Source organism: Bradyrhizobium septentrionale, assembly GCF_011516645.4.
GTDB lineage: Bacteria > Pseudomonadota > Alphaproteobacteria > Rhizobiales > Xanthobacteraceae > Bradyrhizobium > Bradyrhizobium septentrionale.
Window position 1 is genome coordinate 1,032,284 of sequence record NZ_CP088285.1, and the last position, 20,409, is coordinate 1,052,692.

The 20,409-nt window shown below is 65.6% G+C and carries 19 protein-coding genes; 9 read left to right on the forward strand and 10 right to left on the reverse strand.

Going from position 1 to position 20,409, the window contains the following annotated elements; translation table 11 throughout:
• Nucleotides 1–15 precede the first annotated feature (15 nt).
• Nucleotides 16–657: a DUF1285 domain-containing protein gene (locus HAP48_RS06870; RefSeq protein ID WP_166214379.1), complete on the reverse strand. Its 642-nt coding sequence runs from the start codon at nt 655–657 to the stop codon at nt 16–18.
• Between the two features lie 238 nt (nt 658–895).
• Between HAP48_RS06870 and HAP48_RS06875 the strand changes: the two genes are divergently transcribed.
• The 6 genes from HAP48_RS06875 (at nt 896) to HAP48_RS06900 (ending at nt 10,846) form a co-directional block, all read left to right on the forward strand.
• Complete coding sequence (locus HAP48_RS06875) at nt 896–1,900, forward strand: AAA family ATPase (RefSeq protein WP_029083705.1); 1,005 nt, start codon at nt 896–898, stop codon at nt 1,898–1,900.
• On the forward strand, nt 1,900–2,841 hold the full coding sequence (locus HAP48_RS06880; RefSeq protein WP_166214378.1) for a DUF58 domain-containing protein: 942 nt from the start codon (nt 1,900–1,902) through the stop codon (nt 2,839–2,841). Before HAP48_RS06875 ends, HAP48_RS06880 begins: the two co-directional genes overlap by 1 nt.
• Nucleotides 2,841–5,642, forward strand: coding sequence for a DUF4159 domain-containing protein (locus tag HAP48_RS06885; protein ID WP_166216824.1), 2,802 nt, complete (start codon nt 2,841–2,843; stop codon nt 5,640–5,642). The genes HAP48_RS06880 and HAP48_RS06885 overlap by 1 nt, the downstream gene beginning before the upstream one ends.
• A 67-nt stretch (nt 5,643–5,709) precedes the next feature.
• Nucleotides 5,710–7,773: a hypothetical protein gene (locus tag HAP48_RS06890; RefSeq protein WP_166214377.1), complete on the forward strand. Its 2,064-nt coding sequence runs from the start codon at nt 5,710–5,712 to the stop codon at nt 7,771–7,773.
• Nucleotides 7,774–7,933: 160 nt separating this feature from the next.
• Nucleotides 7,934–8,356: a DUF2946 family protein gene (locus HAP48_RS06895; protein WP_166214376.1), complete on the forward strand. Its 423-nt coding sequence runs from the start codon at nt 7,934–7,936 to the stop codon at nt 8,354–8,356.
• A gap of 111 nt (nt 8,357–8,467) precedes the next feature.
• Nucleotides 8,468–10,846 (forward strand): TonB-dependent receptor, encoded by a 2,379-nt coding sequence (locus HAP48_RS06900; protein WP_166214375.1) that lies wholly within the window; start codon nt 8,468–8,470, stop codon nt 10,844–10,846.
• A 58-nt stretch (nt 10,847–10,904) separates the two neighbouring features.
• Here HAP48_RS06900 and HAP48_RS06905 read toward each other — a convergent pair whose 3' ends face one another.
• The 3 genes from HAP48_RS06905 to HAP48_RS06915 form a co-directional block, all read right to left on the reverse strand.
• A complete protein-coding gene (locus HAP48_RS06905) occupies nt 10,905–11,222 on the reverse strand; it encodes an EthD family reductase (RefSeq protein ID WP_029083699.1) in 318 nt (105 codons plus the stop codon).
• A 113-nt stretch (nt 11,223–11,335) separates the two neighbouring features.
• Nucleotides 11,336–11,848 carry a GNAT family N-acetyltransferase gene (locus HAP48_RS06910; protein WP_166214374.1) on the reverse strand — a complete coding sequence of 171 codons (513 nt, stop codon included), beginning with the start codon at nt 11,846–11,848 and terminating at the stop codon, nt 11,336–11,338.
• Nucleotides 11,849–11,887: 39 nt separating this feature from the next.
• Entirely contained in the window at nt 11,888–12,376 is a 489-nt protein-coding gene (locus HAP48_RS06915) for an NUDIX domain-containing protein (RefSeq protein ID WP_166214373.1), read from the reverse strand.
• Between the two features lie 147 nt (nt 12,377–12,523).
• Between HAP48_RS06915 and HAP48_RS06920 the strand changes: the two genes are divergently transcribed.
• Nucleotides 12,524–13,411 carry a metallophosphoesterase family protein gene (locus HAP48_RS06920; protein WP_166214372.1) on the forward strand — a complete coding sequence of 296 codons (888 nt, stop codon included), beginning with the start codon at nt 12,524–12,526 and terminating at the stop codon, nt 13,409–13,411.
• A 97-nt stretch (nt 13,412–13,508) separates the two neighbouring features.
• On the opposite strand, the gene HAP48_RS06925 is transcribed toward HAP48_RS06920, so the two are convergent.
• The 3 genes from HAP48_RS06925 to HAP48_RS06935 all read right to left on the reverse strand — a co-directional run bounded on the left by HAP48_RS06925 (nt 13,509) and on the right by HAP48_RS06935 (nt 15,362).
• On the reverse strand, nt 13,509–14,261 hold the full coding sequence (locus tag HAP48_RS06925) for a glycine-rich domain-containing protein (RefSeq protein ID WP_224496938.1): 753 nt from the start codon (nt 14,259–14,261) through the stop codon (nt 13,509–13,511).
• A gap of 27 nt (nt 14,262–14,288) precedes the next feature.
• Entirely contained in the window at nt 14,289–14,864 is a 576-nt protein-coding gene (locus HAP48_RS06930) for a hypothetical protein (RefSeq protein WP_166214371.1), read from the reverse strand.
• Nucleotides 14,865–15,152: 288 nt separating this feature from the next.
• A complete protein-coding gene (locus HAP48_RS06935; protein WP_029083693.1) occupies nt 15,153–15,362 on the reverse strand; it encodes a DUF4170 domain-containing protein in 210 nt (69 codons plus the stop codon).
• A gap of 496 nt (nt 15,363–15,858) precedes the next feature.
• Between HAP48_RS06935 and HAP48_RS06940 the strand changes: the two genes are divergently transcribed.
• A complete protein-coding gene (locus HAP48_RS06940; RefSeq protein ID WP_166214370.1) occupies nt 15,859–17,301 on the forward strand; it encodes a helix-turn-helix domain-containing protein in 1,443 nt (480 codons plus the stop codon).
• 2 nt (nt 17,302–17,303) lie between these two features.
• Here HAP48_RS06940 and HAP48_RS06945 read toward each other — a convergent pair whose 3' ends face one another.
• Nucleotides 17,304–17,660 carry a hypothetical protein gene (locus tag HAP48_RS06945; protein WP_210295628.1) on the reverse strand — a complete coding sequence of 119 codons (357 nt, stop codon included), beginning with the start codon at nt 17,658–17,660 and terminating at the stop codon, nt 17,304–17,306.
• Between the two features lie 592 nt (nt 17,661–18,252).
• On the reverse strand, nt 18,253–19,035 hold the full coding sequence (locus HAP48_RS06950; protein ID WP_210292800.1) for a hypothetical protein: 783 nt from the start codon (nt 19,033–19,035) through the stop codon (nt 18,253–18,255).
• A gap of 177 nt (nt 19,036–19,212) precedes the next feature.
• On the opposite strand from HAP48_RS06950, the gene HAP48_RS06955 reads away from it, so the two are divergent.
• The gene (locus HAP48_RS06955; protein ID WP_224496939.1) at nt 19,213–19,575 is read left to right on the forward strand and encodes a nuclear transport factor 2 family protein; all 363 of its coding nucleotides are present in this window, start codon (nt 19,213–19,215) and stop codon (nt 19,573–19,575) included.
• A gap of 258 nt (nt 19,576–19,833) precedes the next feature.
• On the opposite strand, the gene HAP48_RS06960 is transcribed toward HAP48_RS06955, so the two are convergent.
• Nucleotides 19,834–20,277, reverse strand: coding sequence for a GYD domain-containing protein (locus tag HAP48_RS06960; RefSeq protein WP_224496940.1), 444 nt, complete (start codon nt 20,275–20,277; stop codon nt 19,834–19,836).
• Nucleotides 20,278–20,409 lie beyond the last annotated feature (132 nt).

Below are 20,409 nucleotides of genomic sequence, written 5' to 3' on the forward strand. Positions count from 1 at the left end.
TCAGCAACGGCTCGTTCAAAGTGCGTCCCTCACCTGACTGGCGTCGGCCATCGCGAAGAACTCGCCGCCGGACTCGATGCCGAACATCTCCTGACCATCGACCATCCGCTGCTCGCCCATGTCAACCAGATCGTAGTAGAGCGCGCGGGTGACCTTGGCCCACAGGTCGGCGCGGACATGCAGATAGGGCGTCAATCCGCCGTCCTCGGCAGCCTCGAATCTGAGACCGTGGCCCTTCTCGCAATCGACCCAATCGTCGACATTGGTGCGGAACCTGAGCAAGCGGCCGCGCGCATCTTCATCGGTCTGCATTTCCACGGCGAGGAACGGCGCGTCATCGACGCGGATGCCGACCTTCTCCACCGGTGTCACGAGAAAGTGCTTGCCGTCCTCGCGCTTCAGAATGGTGGAGAACAGCCGCACCAGCGCGGGACGGCCGATCGGCGTTCCCATGTAGAACCAGGTGCCGTCGGGCGCGATTCGCATGTCGAGATCGCCGCAGAATGGCGGATTCCAGAGGTGAACCGGCGGCAGGCCCTTGCGTCCGGCCGGCCCTGATGTCGCAGCTCGATTGGCGGCGGTGGTCAGCCCTTCGAGGCCCTTGCTTCCTAGGCCCGTAGTTTCACTGCCGGATTCGCTCTGCCCTTGCTTCGCCATTGTTTACCTTAAAGCTTCCGACCCTCAATCTGGCACATTTGGTGCACGTATCCTGAGATGTGGTCGGGGTGTCATTCTCGCCACATCGTGATGCCGTTCATACCCTGAAATACCGATAAGGTGGGGATAGTTTAATTCAACGAATACATGGCTTTCGCGCAGGTTTAGCATGAGGCCAAGAGCTGACGACAGATGACGACGCGGGAATCACCGGGATCGTCGAGAAGGAGCGGACCGAATGGCTGGTGCAGACAGCGTCGAGAAACTGGAGGATGTGATCGTCCGCTCGGCCGAGCAGGTCGCGGGCCAGATCAAGGCCGCCAAGGAAGCGGTCTCCACCGTCATTTTCGGCCAGGACCAGGTGATCGAAAACACGCTGGTGACGATCCTGTCCGGCGGCCACGCGCTGTTGATCGGCGTGCCCGGCCTCGCCAAGACCAAGCTGGTCGAAACGCTCGGCGTCACGCTCGGGCTCGACGCCAAGCGCATCCAGTTCACGCCCGATCTGATGCCGTCGGACATTCTCGGCGCCGAAGTGCTCGACGAGAGCTCGGCCGGCAAGCGCTCGTTCCGCTTCATCTCGGGTCCGGTGTTCGCGCAGCTCTTGATGGCCGACGAGATCAACCGCGCCAGCCCGCGCACGCAGTCGGCGCTGCTGCAAGCCATGCAGGAGCAGCACATCACCATTGCCGGCGCGCGGCATGACCTGCCGAAGCCGTTCCACGTGCTCGCGACGCAGAACCCGCTCGAGCAGGAAGGCACCTATCCGCTGCCCGAGGCGCAGCTCGACCGCTTCCTGATGGAAATCGACGTCGACTATCCCGATCGCGACGCCGAGCGGCGCATCCTGTTCGAAACCACCGGTGCCGAAGAGACGCTTGCCAAGGCGTCGATGGACGCCGAGACGCTGATCACGGCGCAACGGCTGGTGCGGCGCCTGCCGGTCGGCGATTCCGTGGTCGAGGCGATCCTGACGCTGGTGCGCGCCGCGCGTCCCGGCCCCGAGGGCGGTGAGGCCGGCAAACTGATCGCATGGGGACCGGGTCCCCGCGCCAGCCAGTCGCTGATGCTCGCGGTCCGCGCCCGCGCGCTGCTCGACGGAAGGCTCGCGCCATCGATCGACGACGTGCTCGATCTTGCCGAGCCCGTGCTCAAGCACCGCATGGCGCTGACCTTCTCGGCGCGCGCCGAGGGCCGCACCATTCCCGACGTGATCAAGCAATTGAAAACCCGGATCGGTTGATGGCGGCTGACAACAGGCACCAGAACGAGGAGCTCCTTGCGGTTCGACGTGCTGATGGCGAAAGCCGCACGCTCGCCGCATCGCTGCCGCGCCTGGTGCTTGAGGCTCGCCGCATCGCTGCCAACGTCATCCATGGCATGCATGGCCGCCGTCGCGCCGGCACCGGCGAGAGCTTCTGGCAATATCGCCGCTTCGTGTCGGGCGAACCGTCGCAGCGCGTCGACTGGCGCCGTTCCGGACGCGACGATCATCTTTATGTCCGCGAGCAGGAGTGGGAGGCCGCGCACACCGTGTGGATCTGGCCCGACCGCTCGCCGTCGATGGCCTTTGCCTCACGCGAGGCGCGCGACTCCAAGCTCGAGCGCGGACTGATCGTTGCCTTTGCGCTGGCCGAGCTGCTGGTGGCCGGCGGCGAGCGCGTCGGCGTTCCCGGCCTGATGAACCCGACCGGCAGCCGCGCCGTGATCGACAAGATGGCGCAGGCGATACTGCATGACGAGGCGACGCGCGCCAGCCTGCCGCCGTCCTTCGTGCCGTCGTCGCTCGCCGAGATCGTGGTGCTGTCGGACTTCTGGTCGCCGATGGCCGAGATCACGACCATGCTGGCCGGGCTCGCCTCGTCGGGCGCGCACGGCACCATGATCCAGGTGGTCGATCCGGCCGAGGAGACCTTCCCCTATTCCGGCCGCGTCGAGTTCGTCGAGCCGGAGGCCGGCAGCGTCATCACCGCCGGCCGCGCCGAAAGCTGGGCCAGCGATTACGTCGCCCGCGTCACGCTGCATCGCGACCAGATCCGCGCCGAGACCAACCGGCTCGACTGGCTGTTCTCGACCCACACCACCAGCCGCTCCGCAGCCGAGCTGCTGCTGTTCCTGCATGCAGGCATGATGGTGAGCAAGGGCGGCGGCCGGTCAACCGTCAAAGCGGGACGCAGCGCATGATCGCAGGCCTCCCGCTCTCCTTTGCCGAACCGCTGCTGCTGCTGGGGCTGGTCAGCCTGCCGGTGCTGTGGTGGCTGTTGCGCGTGATGCCGCCGCGGCCGCGGCGCATCGAATTCCCGCCGACGCGGTTGCTGTTCGACATCGCGCCCAAGGAAGAGACGCCGGCGCGCACGCCATGGTGGCTGACGCTGCTGCGGCTCGCTGCCGCGGCGCTCGTCATCCTCGCCGCCGCCGGCCCGATCTGGAATCCGCAGACCGGCGTCGCCGCCGGCAAATTGCCGCTGGTGATCCTGCTCGACGACGGCTGGAGCGCGGCCTCGAGCTGGGATGCGCGGGTCAAGGCCGCGGACGAATTGATCGCCGATGCCGACAGCGACCGCCGCGGCGTCGCACTGGTGCCGCTGTCGGAGCCTACGCGTGACATCACACTGATGCCGGCCGGCACCGCGCGCGTCGCGTTGCGCCAGCTCGCGCCAAAACCCTACTCGATCGATCGCGTTGAAACCCTGACCTCGCTTGGACGTTTCCTCAAATCGACCGGCGACTGCGACATCGCCTGGCTGTCCGACGGCGTCGACACCGGCCGCGGCAGCGAGTTCACCGAAGGTCTCGGCAAGGTGATCGAGAGCCGCAATCTGACGATCTATTCGGGCGGCGCACAGTCCGCGCAGGCGCTGGTCGCGGCCGAGAACGCCGCCGCCAAGATGACGGTGAAGGTGCTGCGCACCGAGAGCGGCCTCGCGGCTGGAACGGTGCGCGCGGTCGACGCCAAGGGCTCGCCGATCGGCGAGGCCCGCTACACGTTCGGCCCGCAGGAGCGCGAGACCGAAGCCGCCTTCGATCTTCCGGTCGAACTGCGCAACGACATCTCGCGGCTCGAAATCTCCGGCGAGCATTCGGCCGGCGCCGTGCAACTGCTCGACCGGCGCTGGCGCCGCCGCGCCATCGGCGTGGTCTCGGGCGCGAGCGCCGACACCGCGCAGCCGCTCTTGGCGTCGACCTTCTATCTGTCCCGCGCGCTGTCGCCGTTCGCCGACGTCCGGCTCGGCGATCGCGGCGCGCCGCAGCAGGTGATCGGGCAATTCCTCGACCAGCGGCTGCCGATGATCGTGATGGCCGATGTCGGCACGCTGTCGCCGGAGATCCGCGACCGGCTCAACGCCTGGATCGAGCAAGGCGGCGTGCTGGTGCGCTTTGCCGGCCCGCGCCTCGCCCAAGCCGACGACGACCTCGTTCCGGTCAAGCTGCGCCGCGGCGGCCGCACGCTCGGCGGCAGCCTGACCTGGGAGAAGCCGCAACACATGGCCTCGTTCGCCGCCGACGGCCCGTTCGCAAGCCTCACCGTGCCGAAGGACATCACCGTCAGCCGCCAGGTGCTGGCCGAGCCCGACGCCGTGCTCGCGACCAAGAGCTGGGCGTCGCTCGAGGACGGCACCCCGCTCGTCACCGGCGAGCATCGCGGCAAGGGCGTGGTCAGCCTGTTCCACGTCGGTGCCGACATGCGTTGGTCGGACCTGCCGATGTCCGGCACCTTCGTCGAGATGCTGCGCCGGCTGATCGACATGTCCGGCTACACCTCGAAGCCCGGCCCCGGCGTTGCCAGCGATCCCAATGCCGAGACGGTCGCGCCGCTGCGCACGCTGGACGGCTTCGGCGCCTTCGGCCCGCCGCCTTCGACCGCGAAGCCGATGTCGGCGGACTATCGCGACCGCGGCACGGCGGATCATCCGCCCGGTTTCTACGGCACCGCCGAGAGCCCGATCACAGTCAACACGCTGGCCTCCGCCGACCGCATCGCGCCGCTCGACACGTCCGGCCTGCGCGCGAAGCATGCGAGCTACACCAACACCGAGCCGCGTGACCTGCGCGGCATCATGCTGTCGACGGCGCTGGCGCTGTTCCTGCTCGATGCGATCGTGGTGGCGATGCTGGGCGGCGGCCTCGCCGCGCTGATCCGGCGCCGCGCCGCGCCAGCCGTGCTCGCCTTCGCCTTCATCCTTCTGACGTTTGCGCCGTCATCGACACGCGCCGAGAGCAACGACGATTTCGCCATCAAGTCGGTGTCGCAGACGCGGCTGGCCTATGTCGTGACCGGCAATGCCGACGTCGATTCCATCGTCAAGGCCGGGATGTCCGGACTGACGCTGTTCCTCGGGCAGCGGACCGCGCTCGAAGCCGGCGATCCCGTCGGCATCGACCCCGCGCGCGACGAGTTGGCGTTCTTCCCGCTGATCTACTGGCCGATCGTGCCGGGCGCGCCGAAGCCGCCGCAGGACGCCATCAACAAGATCGACGCCTACATGAAACAGGGCGGCACCGTGATTTTCGACACCCGCGACGCCGTCGAGGCGCCGCCGGGCGACAACGGCGCCTCGCAGACGCCGGGCATGCAGACGCTGCGCGAATTGCTGTCGACCCTCGACGTGCCCGAGCTCGAGCCGGTGCCGCGCGAGCACGTGCTGACCAAGACGTTCTATCTGCTGCGCGACTTCCCCGGCCGCTTCAACTCCGGCCAGACCTGGGTCGAGTCGTTGCCGCGCGAGGACGACGAGGAGGCCGCGCAGCGCCCGGCGCGCGGCGGCGACGGCGTCTCGCCGATCATCATCACGTCGAACGACCTCGCCGGCGCCTGGGCGATCCGTCCCGACGGCCAACCGATGCTGCCGCTGACCCCGGGCGAGCCGCGGCAACGCGAATTCGCATTCCGCGCCGGCGTCAACATCGTGATGTACACGCTGACCGGCAACTACAAGGCCGACCAGGTGCACGCGCCTGCTTTGATCGAGCGGCTGGGACAATGAGCATGACCCAGAAAAGTGGGAACCGGTTTTCCGAAGAGACCATGCTCCTAATGAATAGAAGCAAGCTATGAACTACGGTATCGCGTTCACACCGCTGGTTCCTTCGCTCGTGCTGTGGATCGGGCTCGGCGCGATCGTCGTCATCGCGGCGCTATTGCTGCTGTCGCGCGCGCGCGGTGCGACGGTGCGCGTCGCCGCGCTGGCGCTGATCCTGCTGGCGCTGGCCAACCCCTCCTTCACCCGCGAGGACCGCGAGCCGTTGTCGTCGGTCGCCGCCGTCGTGGTCGACAAGAGCCCGAGCCAGAACTTTGGCAGGCGCAGCCAGGAGACCGACAAGGCGCGGCAGGCGCTGGTCGACAGCCTGAAGCAGGTCAAGGGTCTTGAGGTCCGCGTCGTCGAGGCCGGCCAGGCCGACGGCGAAACCGACGGCACAAAGCTGTTCGGCGCGCTGACGTCGGCGCTGTCGGACGTTCCGGTCGAACGCGTCGCCGGCGCGTTCATGATCACCGACGGCCGCGTGCACGATATTCCCGCCAACGCCCAGGCGCTCGGCTTCCAGGCGCCGTTGCATGCCCTGATCACCGGCCGCAAGGACGAGCGCGACCGCCGCATCGCGATCACGGCCGCGCCGCGCTTCGGCATCGTCGGCCAGACCCAGACCATCACCTACCGGCTCGACGACCAGGGCGTCACCGGCGAGCGCGCCAAGGTCACGATCCGCCGCGACGGCGAGGTGATCAACGAGCGCACGCTGAGCAGCGGCCAAACCTCAAGCGTCGACGTCGACATCAAGCATGCCGGGCCCAACATCGTCGAGATCGAGGCCTCGCCGCTCGAGAACGAACTGACCCCGGTCAACAACCGCGCCGTGGTCGCGATCGACGGCGTGCGCGACAAGCTGCGCGTGCTGCTGGTGTCAGGCGAGCCGCATGCCGGCGAGCGCACCTGGCGCAACCTGTTGAAGTCCGACCCCAGCGTCGATCTCGTGCACTTCACCATCCTGCGTCCGCCGGAGAAGCAGGACGGCACGCCGATCAACGAGCTGTCGCTGATCGCGTTTCCGACCCGCGAGCTGTTCCAGCAGAAGATCAACGAATTCCAGCTGATCATCTTCGACCGCTACGCCCGCCAGGGCGTGCTGCCGATCGCCTATTTCGACAACATCGCGCGCTATGTCCGCTCCGGCGGCGCGGTACTGGTCTCCGCCGGTCCCGACTACGCCTCGACCACCAGCATCTGGCGCACGCCGCTGGATTCGGTGCTGCCGGCCGAGCCGGTCGGCGTCACCGAGAAGCCGTTCTACGCGCATCTGAGCGACGCCGGGAAACGCCACCCGGTGACGCGCGGGCTGGAAGGCTCGAATGCCGAGCCGCCGCATTGGAGCCGGTTCTTCCGCACCGTCGATACCCGCAACGCGATCAACCCGCCGGTCATGACCGGCGCCGACGGCAAGCCGCTGCTGCTGCTGTCGCGCTTCGGCGAGGGCCGCGTCGCGCTCTTGCTCTCCGACCACATCTGGCTGTGGGCGCGCGGCTATGAGGGCGGCGGCCCGCATCTCGATCTGTTGCGGCGGGTGTCGCACTGGCTGATGAAGCAGCCCGACCTCGACGAAGAGGCGCTGCGCATGCAGGTGCAGGGCAAGGACCTGATCGTGGTGCGGCAGACCATGGCCGACACCGTCGCGCCTGTTACCGTGACGTCGCCGAGCGGCACCACGCACGAACTGACGCTCGCCGCCGGCGATCCCGGCGAGTGGCGCGCCACGGTCCCTGCGAGCGAGCTCGGCCTGTGGCAGGCCACCGACGGCACGCTGAAGGCGCTGATCAACGTCGGTCCGACCAATCCGAAGGAATTCTCGGAGGTCACCTCGATCACCGACACGCTGAAGCCGCTGGCGCAGGCGACCGGCGGCGACGCGCGGCGCATCGTCGACGGATCGAACCTCGACATGCCGCGCATCGTGCCGATACGCGCCTCCTCGATCTTCCGCGGCGACGGCTGGCTCGGCGTCAAGATGCGCGACGCCAGTGTCGTGAAGGGTGTCGGCGTGCTGCCGATGTTCGCCGGCATCGTCGGCCTGCTGCTGCTGCTTGGCGCATTCGCGGCAACCTGGTTGCGTGAGGGACGCTGAGCCCGGTGGCTCGGCGCTCCGTTGCTTCAAACACACACCGGCAACGGATCGACACAGTTCGCCTCAACTGTGGTTGACACCGCGACTGCCGTCCGATGTTATAATGTAACATCGGGCCGCTGGGGTGATGGCGCGCTCCCGATGGGGTGGGCTCAATCGCATGAAGTGGTTCCGGAGACACATCAAGACTGGCTCGCGGCTGGCGCTGTTCGCCCTTGCCGTCCAGTTCGTGCTGTTGTTCGGGCACTTCCATCCGATTGCATCAGCGCAGGCGGCGCCCGCGGTCCAGACCGGCCTGTCCTTGGTCGATCTCGCCTATATCGGGACCTCCGCCACCCCGGACCTCGCGGTCCAGGTGACCGGGACCGAGCCCCCCGCCAGGCACGACAACGACCGGCATCCGGCCGACAATTGCGCGATCTGCGCCGTCATCTCGCTCGCGAGCAGCATGCTGTTCACGGCGCCGCCGGTGCTGTTGCTGCCGGAAGCCGTCGAGCTTCTGTTCCGCACCACCAACGCTGAATTCATCCATCTGAAGTCGGCGCCTGCGGCGTTTCACTCCCGTGCACCTCCCCTGTCCTGACATCGACTGATTGCTGCACGCCCTGAGCGGACAGCCGCATCACGTTTGCGGCCTCCGCCAGCGGGCAAATCGGAATCGATCCGTCATTTTCGACGGGGCTGGATCGGGACAATGACACTTCTGAAGACACGAGCATTCCAACTCGGGAGCGCGAGCTGGCTGTTGCTGGGCGCAATGAACAGCGGCGCGCTGGCCGATGACACGCCGACACAACTCCCTGACATCACCGTGACGGCACCAAGCCCGATCCAGCGGCACCGCACGGTGCCGACGCGCACCCCGACCCATGTTGTCCGGGCTGCGCCGAGCCGCAACCGCGAACGCACCGCAGCAGTGCAACCTGTGCCCGCGGCACCGGCGCCGGCACCGCAGCAAGGCGTGCTGCCCGTCGTGACCGACCAGTTCGCGACCGTCACCGTGATACCGAACGAAGAGCTGCGGCGGTCCGGCGGCGCCACGCTTGGCGATCTCTTGTTCTCCAAACCCGGTATCACCGGTTCGAGCTTCGCGCCCGGCGCCTCGAGCCGGCCGATCATCCGCGGCCTCGACGTCAACCGCGTCGGTATCGTCGAGAACGGTCTCGGCGGCGGCGGCGTGTCGGATCTCGGCGAGGATCATTTCGTGCCGATCGATCCGCTGTCGACCAACCAGATCGAGGTGGTGCGGGGACCTGCCGCGCTGCGCTACGGCTCGACCTCGATCGGCGGCGTGGTCAGCGCCAGCAACAATCGAATTCCCGATGCGATGCCGACCTGCGCGGCGGCGCCGTTCCAGACCTACGGTTTGCCGGTGAAAGCGCCAATGGCCGATGCCGGTTCGCCGGGCTGCCTCACCGTCGAGACCCGCGCGTCGGTCAGTTCGGTCAATCGCGGCGTCGAAGGCGGCATGCTGCTGGACGCCGGCGGCAACAATGTCGCCGTGCATGCCGACGTCTATGGCCGCACCACCAGCGACTACAGCATCCCGAGCTATCCGTATCTGTTCGACCAGACAAGGCCGGTAAACGGCCGTCAGCCGAACTCCGCAACGCAGTCGGACGGCGCCTCAGTCGGCGGCTCGTATTTCTTCCAGGGCGGCTATATCGGCGCGTCGATCACCCAGAACGACTCGCTCTATCATATTCCCGGCATCGACGGTGCCGATCACCAGACCCGGATCGACGCGCACCAGACCAAGATCGCCGTCAAGGGCGAGTACCGGCCCGACGCGGCAGCAATCGACGCCCTGCGGTTCTGGGTCGGCGCGACCGACTATCGCCACAACGAAATCGGTCTTGCCGATCCGGCCGATCTCTCAAGCGACGGCGTGCGGCAGACTTTCACCAACAAGGAGCAAGAAGCCCGGCTCGAAGTGCAAATGATGCCGTTCAACGCGCGCTTCGCGGCCGTGACGACGGCGTTCGGCCTGCAGGCCGGCCATCAGGAATTAACGGCCCCAAGTCCGGACGATCCAGGCAGCCCGCTCAACGGATTGTGGGACCCTAACAACAACAACAGGGTCGCCGGTTACGTCTTCAACGAGCTGAAATTCAGCGAGACCACCAAGGCGCAGATCGCCGGACGCATCGAGCACGTCAACCTCTCCGGGACAACGCCGGCATTCATACCCGACGTGTTCGACGTCAACATCGACCCTGCCAGTATTGGTCCCGCCACGCCGCGCAATCTGCACTTCACGCCGAAAAGTGCGAGCATTGGCCTGATCCAGAACCTGCCGTGGGATCTGGTCGCGAGCATTACCGGTCAATACGTCGAACGCGCGCCGAAACCGGCAGAGCTGTTTTCGCGCGGCGCCCATGATGCGACCACCACCTTCGACATCGGCAATCCCAATCTCGGCATCGAGACGGCAAAATCGATCGAGGTGGGATTACGGCGGGCGACGGGGCCGTTGCGATTCGAACTCACCGGCTACTACACGAAGTTCAACGGCTTTATCTACCGCCAATTGACTGGCAACACGTGCGACAGTGCGGCTTGCGTGGATATAGCCAATCCGGACCAGCTTGAGCTGAACCAGGCGAGATACGCGCAGCGCGACGCCACCTTCCGCGGCGCCGAGTTCCAAAGCCAGATCGACATCGGCCCGCTCAACGGCGGCATCTGGGGCATCGAGGACCAGTTCGACGTGGTACGCGCCACCTTTGCCGACGGCACCAACGTGCCGCGGATTCCGCCGGTGCGGCTTGGCGGCGGCGTGTACTGGCGCGACAGCAACTGGTTCACCCGCATCAATCTGGTGCACGCCTTCGCACAGAACGACATTGCGGTGATCGGCGAGACGCCGACCGCGGGCTACAATCTCTTGAACGCGGAGATCACCTACAACACCAAGCTCACGCAATCATGGATCGGCGCGCGCGAGATGACGCTTGGTCTGGTCGGCAACAATCTGCTCAACCAGAACATCCGAAACTCGGTCTCCTACACCAAGGACGAGGTGCTGATGCCGGGCATCGGTGTACGGGCCTTCGCCAATTTGAAGTTCTGAGACAAGCATGTCCCTCTGCCGCACGCGGCAGAGGGACATGCCTCGAGAACCGCGCCGATCAGTGGCCGACGACGACTTCGCTGATCTGAATCACCGGCTGCAGATCGGTGTAATTCGGAATGTCGCCCATGATCTCCTGAGCGTGCTTCCCCATGCCGGCCGCGAAGGCCTCAACCGAGTCGCAGAAGATGTGGCACATCCCGACATAGGTTGCCGGCGTCCCCGGTGCGCCGCCGGCGAGACCCTTGTCGACGGTGTAATATTTGCAGGCGTCGCCCAGCCGCGCCTTCACCAGCGGCATGTGCTTGTCGCGATAATAGTCGTGATCAAAGCGTGCGCCTGGATTGTTCGGATACATCACACTGACCTTGATCATGGCGCGCACTCTCCCTGTTGATATGACATGCGCCGGTCTTGTCCCGGCGCTTGCCTCAACTCTGCTTCAGATTGTCGGAGGGCGCAACCGTTCCGGCGTTGCTCGCGGGAATGTCAGATCGCCTTGCTCCAGTCCGGCTGGATCGGCCCCGACACGCCCTCGAACGCGCCATCGACCAGTTCCATGACAAGCACGCGACTGTAGTCGACCGGTCCGGGCATCGTCATCCGCCCCTTCGGGACCGGCTTGAAGCCGACGCGCGCATAGTACGGCTCGTCGCCGACCAGCACGATCAGCCGGTGGCCCTTGGCGCGGGCATCGTTGATCGCGCGCTCAAGCAGCGCACGGCCGACGCCGCGGCTGCGGAACGGCGGCTCGACGGTCAACGGCCCGAGCATCAGGGCCGGCGTATCGCCGATCGTGACCGGCAGTTGGCGCACTGAACCGACCAGCAGCGTGCCGATCCGCGCCGTGAAGGAGACGTCGAGCAAATGATCGACATGCTCGCGCAGCCGGTAGGCGCTGAGCACGAAGCGGCCGGGCCCAAAGGTGCGCTCGTGCAGGCGCTCGATCGCCTGGGCGTCTTTCGGGGTCTCGGGCAGGATGGTCAGGGACAGTTCAGTCATCGTGGAGCGCGGGATAGCATCTGGCGCGGGCGCGGTCCATCACCGCCATGTGGCCGGCGGCGGCTCGCCGTCGAGCACCTCCGCGATCCGCAGCCGCGTCCCGGGGGTCGTCTCCTCGGGCAGATCAGCCGGATCGAAGAAGCCGCAGGCGACGATCTCGCGATTCGGCTCCGGCAGGCGGTCCTGGCGGTAGTTCCTCACCACATAGACCGCGACATGATCGCGCGGCGAGACGTGGCTGTTGTGGAAGATGCCGTGTAGCACCGGCTCGCCCGCGAGCTCGATCCGGCCCTCCTCCTCCAGCTCGCGCCGCAGCGCCTCGAGAAAGCTCTCGCCGACCTCGACCCCGCCGCCCGGCAAATACCAGCCATGGACATAGCTGTGCTTGACCAGGAACACCTTGTTGTCGGCGTCGAGCACGACGGCGCGGACGCCGAGCGTCATGCTGCGAGCCAACCGCCAGTAGAAATGAAACACCCACCTGATCTGCGGTTCGTAGCGCTTGCGTAAATCCTCAAGGATCGTCACTGAACCCTCGACATCATGGTGCTTGATCCGTGCTTTGATCCTTGCGCGCCCGCGCAGCTCTTGCCAATACAGGGCAGGACGTTCGGGATAGCATGACATGACCGGTTGCCGGCCACTTTTCACGGACAATCCTAAGGGAATCGCATGATGGCGGCATTCCGCCTCGCGCATCTGTCGGATCCGCATCTGCCGCCGCTGCCGGCGGCGCGGCTGCGCGATCTCGCCGGCAAGCGCGCCTTCGGCTATTTGAACTGGACGCGCAACCGTCACAAATATCATCGCCGCGACGTGCTCGATGCGCTGGTGTCGGACATGCAGGCGCAGCAGCCAGACCATGTCGCGGTGACCGGCGACCTCGTCAATCTGGCGCTGGATGCCGAGTTCAATCCGGCCCGGCAATGGCTGGAGGGCGTCGGCGATCCCTCCGGTGTGACCGTGGTCCCCGGCAATCACGACGCCTATGTGCGCGCGACCCGGCATCGCTTCGTCAGTCACTTCGACGACTATCTGCGCGGCGACGCCGATGGCGCAGCGACCCACTTTCCGTTCGTGCGACGCCGCGGCCCGGTGGCGCTGATCGGCGTCTCCTCGGCGGTGCCGACGCCGCCGCTGATGGCGACCGGCTGGCTCGGCCATGCCCAGCTCGGCGCGCTGGAGACGATCCTCGCGCAGCTGTCGCGCGAGGACGCTTTCCGCGTGCTGCTGGTGCATCATCCGCTGCACTCCGACGGGCGCGCCAAGCGGCTGACCGATTCGCATCAGCTGCTGGCGCTGCTCAAGCGGCACGGCGTCGAGCTGGTGCTGCATGGCCACGACCACATCCACTCGACGATGTGGTTCGACGGTCCGGAGCGGAAGATTCCCGCGATCGGCGTGCCGTCGGCATCGGCGCTGGCGCGCAAGCATTATCCGGCGGCGGCCTACAACCTGTTCTCGATCGAGCGCGACGGCAACGCCTGGCGCTGCGAGCAGACCGTGCGCGGCTTCAGCAAGCACGATGGCATTCACGAGTTGAAGCAAACGCGGCTGTCCTGAAGCGCGATGAGATCAGGTTGAATCGTCATCGCGCTTTGGCTCGTTGTTTAAGCATGATCTTTTCGGAAAACCGCTTCGCACTTTTCCGGATCATGCTCTAATCCCCACCGCCGCCGCCACAACCACCGCCGCAGCCGCCTCCGCTGTCGCCGCCGCCTCCACCATCGCTGCCGCTGCCAGCGTCGCCACCATCCCCGCTGCCGCTCCCGTCACTGCCGGCATCGCCGAAGCCCGCCGACGATCCGTCGATCGACGAGTCGGAGAAATCGCCGCCGCAATAGGGACTATCACCGGCAATGCCGCTGCGGCGCAGCGCCTCGCAGTCGGTGTGATAGACGAAGCCGTTGACGATGTTCAGCTTGGCGTCGAGCGCGAACAGGAGCGGCAGCCGCGTCGGCCTGACCGGATCGATGTTCTCGTATTTGCAGCAATACCACCAGACCCGCCGCAGTCCCTCATTGCTCCGGCGCCGCTCCTTCACCAGCACGACCGCCGGCGTGTGATGCAGGAAGCCGCCGAAGGCGCGGCGGCAGAACGCATCGTATTCGCGGGTGTAGAGAATGAATTCGTGCCAGAGATCGTCGGCGGCCTGCGACGGCATCGAGACGTAGCGCTTGCCGCTCATCAGATAGGCGAGGAAAAACTGCCGCAGGCCGCGCGAGACCAGCGCGCTGTCCTTGCGCATGAAACCCGGGTGACGCTTCTCGAGCCGCGCCAGCAGGCCCGCCGGCCATTTGAAGGTGCGGATATATTCGGCGCGCCGCAGCCTCTGCCATTTGCCGAACAGCACGGCGCTGCCGACCACCGCGGCCGCCGCCAGGACGCCGAGAAATGCCGAGGCGGGTGTCACGACTACAATGCCCCCGCCCCTCAGCGGCTAGAAATTCTGCCAGCTCGCAAACAGCGCGTAGCCGAACAGCGCCAGCGCGCCCATGATGAAGCCGAACACGAACATGCCGAACCCGCCGCGGCGCTTCGGCGTCACCACCGGCACGGGCGGCGGCGCCGCCGGCTCGGCAGCCGGAAGCGGCGTTGCCACCATCGCATGCTCGCGCTCGATCATGCGGCGCGCGACATAATCGGTGACGGCGTCGACGATCACGGGCGCGTCGTGCGATTCGGCGAGCACGATGCGGCCGAAGCGGGTGTCCTGTACGAAGCGGTAGATGCGCTTGTCGCGCCCCATCAGCACATGGGCGACGACGTCGATCCACAGCCGCGGCGTCTCGCCCTGGCTGATGCCGCGGTCGAACAGATCGACCTTCTCCGGCACCTGCGCGAACAGTGGATCGAGCGCCTCGTTGAGGATCTCGAGCCGCGCCACCTCGGCGTCGCGCAACTCGACGACGACGCCGGTGCGATCGGCCGCCTCGATCCGCGCCCGCCGCAGCGCCTCTCGCAGCGTCGGCCGCATCTCGCGCGCCTCGCTGCCGGTATTGTGCGGATCGGACATGCCTTGCGGCCTCGTGGTGACGGGTTGTCTTATCCATTAACCTATCAGCAACCATGACGTCCGCAAAGCACGTTGGTTCCCAAGCACTTAGGCGGCCACTTATCCCCAGATCAAAGACCCCGGCAGTGTTCCGAAAGCGGACAGCCCCACCCGGATGAACCGGATGGGGCTGCCGTCCTTGGACGTTTCTTAGCTGCGTCACAATGCGATTGCGTATCGTGACTTCATCTCTTGTTTGAGCATGATCTTTTCGGAAAACCGGTTCCCACTTTTCCGGATCATGCTCGCTCAGGCCGAAACCCGCGACGGCTCCTCGACGATGGAGAAGCGCACGCCGGCCTTGTGGCGGTTCTCTTCCGAGACCACGCGCCACGCATCCTCGGCTTCCTTGCGGGTCTTGAACGGACCCTGCACCTGGGCGGAGCCTTCGACGAGCTTGTGGAAGTTCATCGAGCCGAACTCGCCGCCGATCACCCAGAAATTGCTGCCCTTGCTCATCGTCAGTCTCCTCTAAAAAATCCTGCTGCCCTTGATCAGCCGCCTGAATCCTGATCCCCGCGACCTGCTCGCCGTATCGACATTCTTGACAGAGCATCGCGAAGCGCGTGTCAGGAGATAAACGCGAAAACGGGAAGTTCGTATAGATGCCTTGTTTTTTATTGGTGATGTCATGTAACATCTGAACTTGTAATAATTGTCGATTTGTAAATCTTGTCACATAATAGGTCAGGAAGGCTGCCATGCCTACGGACTTGGGGTGGTCTCTCAGCTCCCTCGCCCCGCTCTTGCGGGGAGAGGGTCGGGGTGAGGGGCATCTCTCCGCGAGCAACGCTGCCGGATAGACCTGTACGCCCTCACCCGGATCGCATCTGACGATGCGACCATAGCCGAAACCTTGTTTCGGCGTTCTTCTGAGCGGCCGCCGAAGGCGGCCTACGCCTCTCTCCCCGCAAGCGGGGCGAGGTGATCTGCGTTCGTTGCGACGGAGCATCCCATGCCTGGCGAGTCCGGAAAAAAACTGTTCGTCGGTCCGCGGTTCCGGCGGATCCGCCAGCAACTGGGACTGTCGCAGACCCAGATCGCCGAGGGGCTCGGCATCTCGCCCTCCTACATCAACCTGATCGAGCGCAACCAGCGCCCGGTGACGGCGCAGATCCTGCTGCGGCTGGCCGAGACCTACGATCTCGATCTGCGCGACCTCGCCACCGCCGACGAGGACCGCTTCTTCGCGGAACTCAACGAGATCTTCTCCGATCCCCTGTTCCGCCAGATCGACCTGCCGAAGCAGGAGCTGCGCGACCTCGCCGAGCTCTGCCCCGGCGTGACCCATGCGCTGCAGCGGCTCTATGCCGCCTACACCGAGGCGCGCCGCGGCGAGACGCTGGTGGCGGCGCAGATGGCCGATCGCGAGGGCTCGCAGTTCGACGCCAACCCGATCGAGCGGGTGCGCGACCTGATCGAGGCCAACCGCAACTATTTTCCGGAGCTCGAGACCGCGGCGGAAACTCTGCGCGACGAGCTCAACGTGCCGACCGAAGGCCTGTTCACGGCGCTCAGCGCACGCTTGCGCGAAAAGCATTCGACCGTCACCCGCGTGATGCCGGTCGACGTGATGCGCGAGACGCTGCGCCGCTTCGACCGGCATCGCCGGCAGCTCCTGATCTCCGAACTGGTCGACAGTGCCGGGCGCAGCTTCCAGCTCGCGCTGCAGATCGGCTTTGTCGAGTGCGGCACAGCGATCGACGCGATCGTCAGCCGCGCCGGTCCGCTCGACGACACCGCGCGCAGGCTTTACCGCATCACGCTCGCCAATTACTTCGCGGCGGCCGCGATGATGCCCTATCAGGCGTTTCATTCCGCCGCCGAAGCCTTGAGCTACGACGTCCACGTGCTGGCGCAGCGCTTCAACGCCGGCTTCGAGCAGGTCTGCCACCGGCTCACCACCTTGCAGCGGCCGAATGCGCGCGGCGTGCCGTTCTTCCTGCTGCGCGTCGACAATGCCGGCAACGTGTCGAAGCGGTTTTCCTCCGGCACCTTCCCGTTCTCCAAATTCGGCGGCACCTGTCCGCTCTGGAACGTGCACTCGACCTTCGACATGCCGGACCGCTTGCTCAGCCAGGTGATCGAGCTGCCCGACGGCACGCGCTATTTCTCGATCGCGCAGACGGTGCGCCGGCCGGTGGCGCCCTATCCGCAGCCGCAGCCGCGCTTTGCGATCGGGCTCGGATGCGAAATCCGTCATGCGTCCAAGCTCGTCTACGCGACCGGCATGGATCTGGAGAAGGTCGAGGGCACCCCGATCGGCGTCAACTGCCGGCTCTGCGAGCGCGAGAATTGCAGCCAGCGCGCCGAGCCGCCGATCACCCGCACCCTGATCCTCGACGAGACCACGCGGCGGGTGTCGTCGTTCGCATTCTCGAATGCGCGGGAGCTGTGAGCTCAATCCACTGCCGCAAAGGCCTTGCACCAGCCGTCCTTGCTGATCGCGCCCTCGACCACCTTGCAGCCGTCGGGTTCGACGAACAGCGTGCACGCGCCGCAGGAGTAGATGCCGTTCGGCGAGTCCTGATACTCGGCTTGGGGTTTGGTCATCTTGTCGGAGGCTGTGGCAGGTCGCAGCAGAAGTGAGGGAAGGGCGGCGAAGGCGGCGCCGATGAAGGCGCGCCGGGAGCGGTTGGGTAATTGTTTGGCCATGGTGTTCACCCCATGCGTCGTCCCTGCGAAAGCAGGGACCCATAACCACAGGGCCGTGTTGTAGGCGAAGTTGTGGCCCCAGCATCGCGCAATAATCAGCATTTGTGGTTATGGGTCCCGGGTCAAGCCCGGGACGACACCGAATACGCAGCTTGGTGGGTGAACCATAGTTTCGCATTCTCGCGACATGAATTGTCCGAGCTTTGCTCTTCGTTTCGCCCTCTTGAACAGAGGGCGCAGGGGAAGCGGGTGCCGATCGCACCCATGGGCCCCGAGCAAAAGGTAGAAAGCTCGGGGCTAGGACCACAGGTCCGCAAACAAAGCACATCGGCAGCTGATGTTCGTGCGGCTCGATTGGCGTGCGCTTCTCGGCTTCCGCCGCCTCGTCGAAGGTCGCCCTCTCGAGCCGGCTCAGGTCAAGCATGACGGCCCGGCCGATTGCTATTGTCGCGGCGCCATGGCGTATCTCCCATACGCCCATCTCGACCTCGACGAGATCCAGCTCCGTCTCCAGCGGTGGCGGAGCGCGCAGCGTGACTTCCGCGGCACCGGCTATTTGGCGCGCCAGCGCCCCACAGACATAGCCGCCGTTGCCCGAATTCGGCGGCCCGCGAAAGCGACGCGGAATTGTCATCGTGTGCATGCCATCCTCCCGGAGACGGATTACACTTCCACTTTCCCGGTGCCGCGCGGTTCAGCCGTCGAGTGTGCGGAGACTCGCCTCGTAACGCGCATTCGCCTGTTCGAACATCCGGAGGGTCCGCGCACGGTCGTGGCGGTGCTCATCCAGCGTCAACGAATCCCATTCGCTGCGCTCCGCAGCGAAGAAATCGCCGCCACCATAGATATGGATCGCGCCGGTCAGCCGATCGATCGGATTGATGACTGAATGGATAACGTCCGAACCGAGCGGCACGGTGTCCTTCTCGCACAGCGCTTTCGCTCCAGCGGCCTCTATCCTGTTCGGCTCGCCCGGGATGCGTCGCCAGAAGACGTTGTCCTCCCGGCCCGAGTAGATGCCAATGACGGCCCACATGCGATGATTGTGAGGCATCACCATCATGCCCGGCGCCCAAATCACATTGAGGATTGTGAGCGAATCCGAGTGGAAGAGCGTCTGGCTCCCGGCGCGCTTCGGCTCACCGAGGCTCTTGAGGACTGTTGCCGGCTCGGACATTGCCCGTGCAACGACCTCGCGAATTGCCTTGTGGCTCGAGTCCGCTGCGAAAGCCGCCTCGCAGTCGGCGATGAATCGCTCAGTTTCAAACATACCCATCTCCCTTGCGAGACGAACCTGCTCGATCGGATGTTCAAATCCGACCTGAATGTTTCCAAACCGCGTCGTCCCCCAAACTCCAACGGCAGCCTGCGTCCGATAACCTGACGCCTCGAGAAGGTTGAAGCAGCTCGCGTCATGTGTCCAGACGCTAGCGGACCCAAGGGACCGGACAAGGAGCCGATCCTGCTGCGGCAGCACGCTGCTGGAGATCCTCGATCGCCTGGCCGCCGATGCATCAAAACGGGAAACGACGACTTTCCATCATTGCCGTTCCGCAACGGCGGCTGCGACCACATGATGTAGGGACACGCAAGGGAGTCCCCAATGAACCAGCATGCTAGCAAGACCAGCGCCCCACCCTCGGTGGGCGCAGATGTGAGCGGCATCGAAACGCTGCTCACCCGCAACCTTCCGGAGGTTTTCGGCGAAGGCGATCCGGTGTGCCGAAAGGCTGCAATTCAACAGCTCTACACCGAGGATTGCGTGCTCTACGCGCCATCCGGCATTCTCGAGGGCCACGATGCACTCGACAAGTTCGCCGGCGATCTCCGGGCGACGCATCCGCACTTCGCTTACACGCCTCATGGCGCGCCGCAGGTCCTGCACAATTCGGGACGCCTGGCATGGGGCTCCGGGCCGCAAGGCGAGAAGCCTGCGTACACCGGCGTGGATTTCATCATCGTGCGGTACGGCAAGATCGCGGCGCTCTACGTCTACCTGGACGCGCTGCCTGCTTGAGCGGCGGCTGCGACGCCGGCGCTGAGGAAAATGTTGAACGAGGCGGCGGACGTCAGGCGACGGCACAACCGGCCGGGGCTTGCGAACCGGCATGCACGAGCCCGCGACATCCGCCGGAGCGTGTTGCCCATCCGTTGACGCGTCCCGGATCAGCGGCGCGCGCAACGGCCCTCGCCTTCGCGCGGGGCGCCGGGTAGCGCCGCCGCGCGAGAGGACACCGGACGTCAGACGATCAGCGGTGCTTGATCCTCCGGCCTGCTAGCCACCAGGCGGGGTGTAGGCAGCCTTCAGCTTGCTGGCGTGCTGACGCACCCCCTTGATCTCGTCCTGGGTAAACAGTCGGGTCAGCTTCACATTCTGCATGGTGCCGGCCGCCACGACCACGCCGCTGATGGCAGGTGCGACGCTCGGATCCGGCACGTCGAAGATCACCATCACGCCGGGGCCATCGACCGCCGTGCTGTACATCGAAATCAATTTGCCGCCGGCTGCCTCGATCAACTTCCTGGCGGCCTCATAGCGATTGGTCGTCGGGTTCTCCATGATGTTGTTGAGAGCACGCGGGGTGTATTCACCTGAGAAGCAGAAATGCATGGCAATCGCTCCATTTGGCTGAAATGAGAAAAGCGTTTCACCCGGGCGTGACCCGGGCAGCAGCAGATTTCGTACTGAAATGAGAAGATGTGGCCTGCCGATGGCCATGTCCGCTGCCGCTCATTTTCCGGAATTCGGCGCGACCGGTGGCAGCTCGCCGAGCAATCTACATCAAGCGCCCGACAACTGAAATCGCGTTCCTGCGCATTGCGAAAGTCGCGCCGTGACCGACGCGGCGCC

Excerpts from the sequence above, each read along its gene's own strand:
- HAP48_RS06910 (WP_166214374.1), bottom strand. The coding sequence starts at position 11,848 with ATGACTGAACTGTCCCTGACCATCCTGCCCGAGACCCCGAAAGACGCC.
- HAP48_RS06890 (WP_166214377.1), top strand. The coding sequence starts at position 5,710 with ATGAACTACGGTATCGCGTTCACACCGCTGGTTCCTTCGCTCGTGCTG.
- HAP48_RS06940 (WP_166214370.1), top strand. The coding sequence starts at position 15,859 with ATGCCTGGCGAGTCCGGAAAAAAACTGTTCGTCGGTCCGCGGTTCCGG.
- HAP48_RS06870 (WP_166214379.1), bottom strand. The coding sequence starts at position 657 with ATGGCGAAGCAAGGGCAGAGCGAATCCGGCAGTGAAACTACGGGCCTA.
- HAP48_RS06960 (WP_224496940.1), bottom strand. The coding sequence starts at position 20,277 with ATGGCCATCGGCAGGCCACATCTTCTCATTTCAGTACGAAATCTGCTG.
- HAP48_RS06930 (WP_166214371.1), bottom strand. The coding sequence starts at position 14,864 with ATGTCCGATCCGCACAATACCGGCAGCGAGGCGCGCGAGATGCGGCCG.
- HAP48_RS06900 (WP_166214375.1), top strand. The coding sequence starts at position 8,468 with ATGACACTTCTGAAGACACGAGCATTCCAACTCGGGAGCGCGAGCTGG.
- HAP48_RS06880 (WP_166214378.1), top strand. The coding sequence starts at position 1,900 with ATGGCGGCTGACAACAGGCACCAGAACGAGGAGCTCCTTGCGGTTCGA.
- HAP48_RS06905 (WP_029083699.1), bottom strand. The coding sequence starts at position 11,222 with ATGATCAAGGTCAGTGTGATGTATCCGAACAATCCAGGCGCACGCTTT.
- HAP48_RS06895 (WP_166214376.1), top strand. The coding sequence starts at position 7,934 with ATGAAGTGGTTCCGGAGACACATCAAGACTGGCTCGCGGCTGGCGCTG.
- HAP48_RS06920 (WP_166214372.1), top strand. The coding sequence starts at position 12,524 with ATGGCGGCATTCCGCCTCGCGCATCTGTCGGATCCGCATCTGCCGCCG.
- HAP48_RS06945 (WP_210295628.1), bottom strand. The coding sequence starts at position 17,660 with ATGCTGATTATTGCGCGATGCTGGGGCCACAACTTCGCCTACAACACG.
- HAP48_RS06875 (WP_029083705.1), top strand. The coding sequence starts at position 896 with ATGGCTGGTGCAGACAGCGTCGAGAAACTGGAGGATGTGATCGTCCGC.
- HAP48_RS06935 (WP_029083693.1), bottom strand. The coding sequence starts at position 15,362 with ATGAGCAAGGGCAGCAATTTCTGGGTGATCGGCGGCGAGTTCGGCTCG.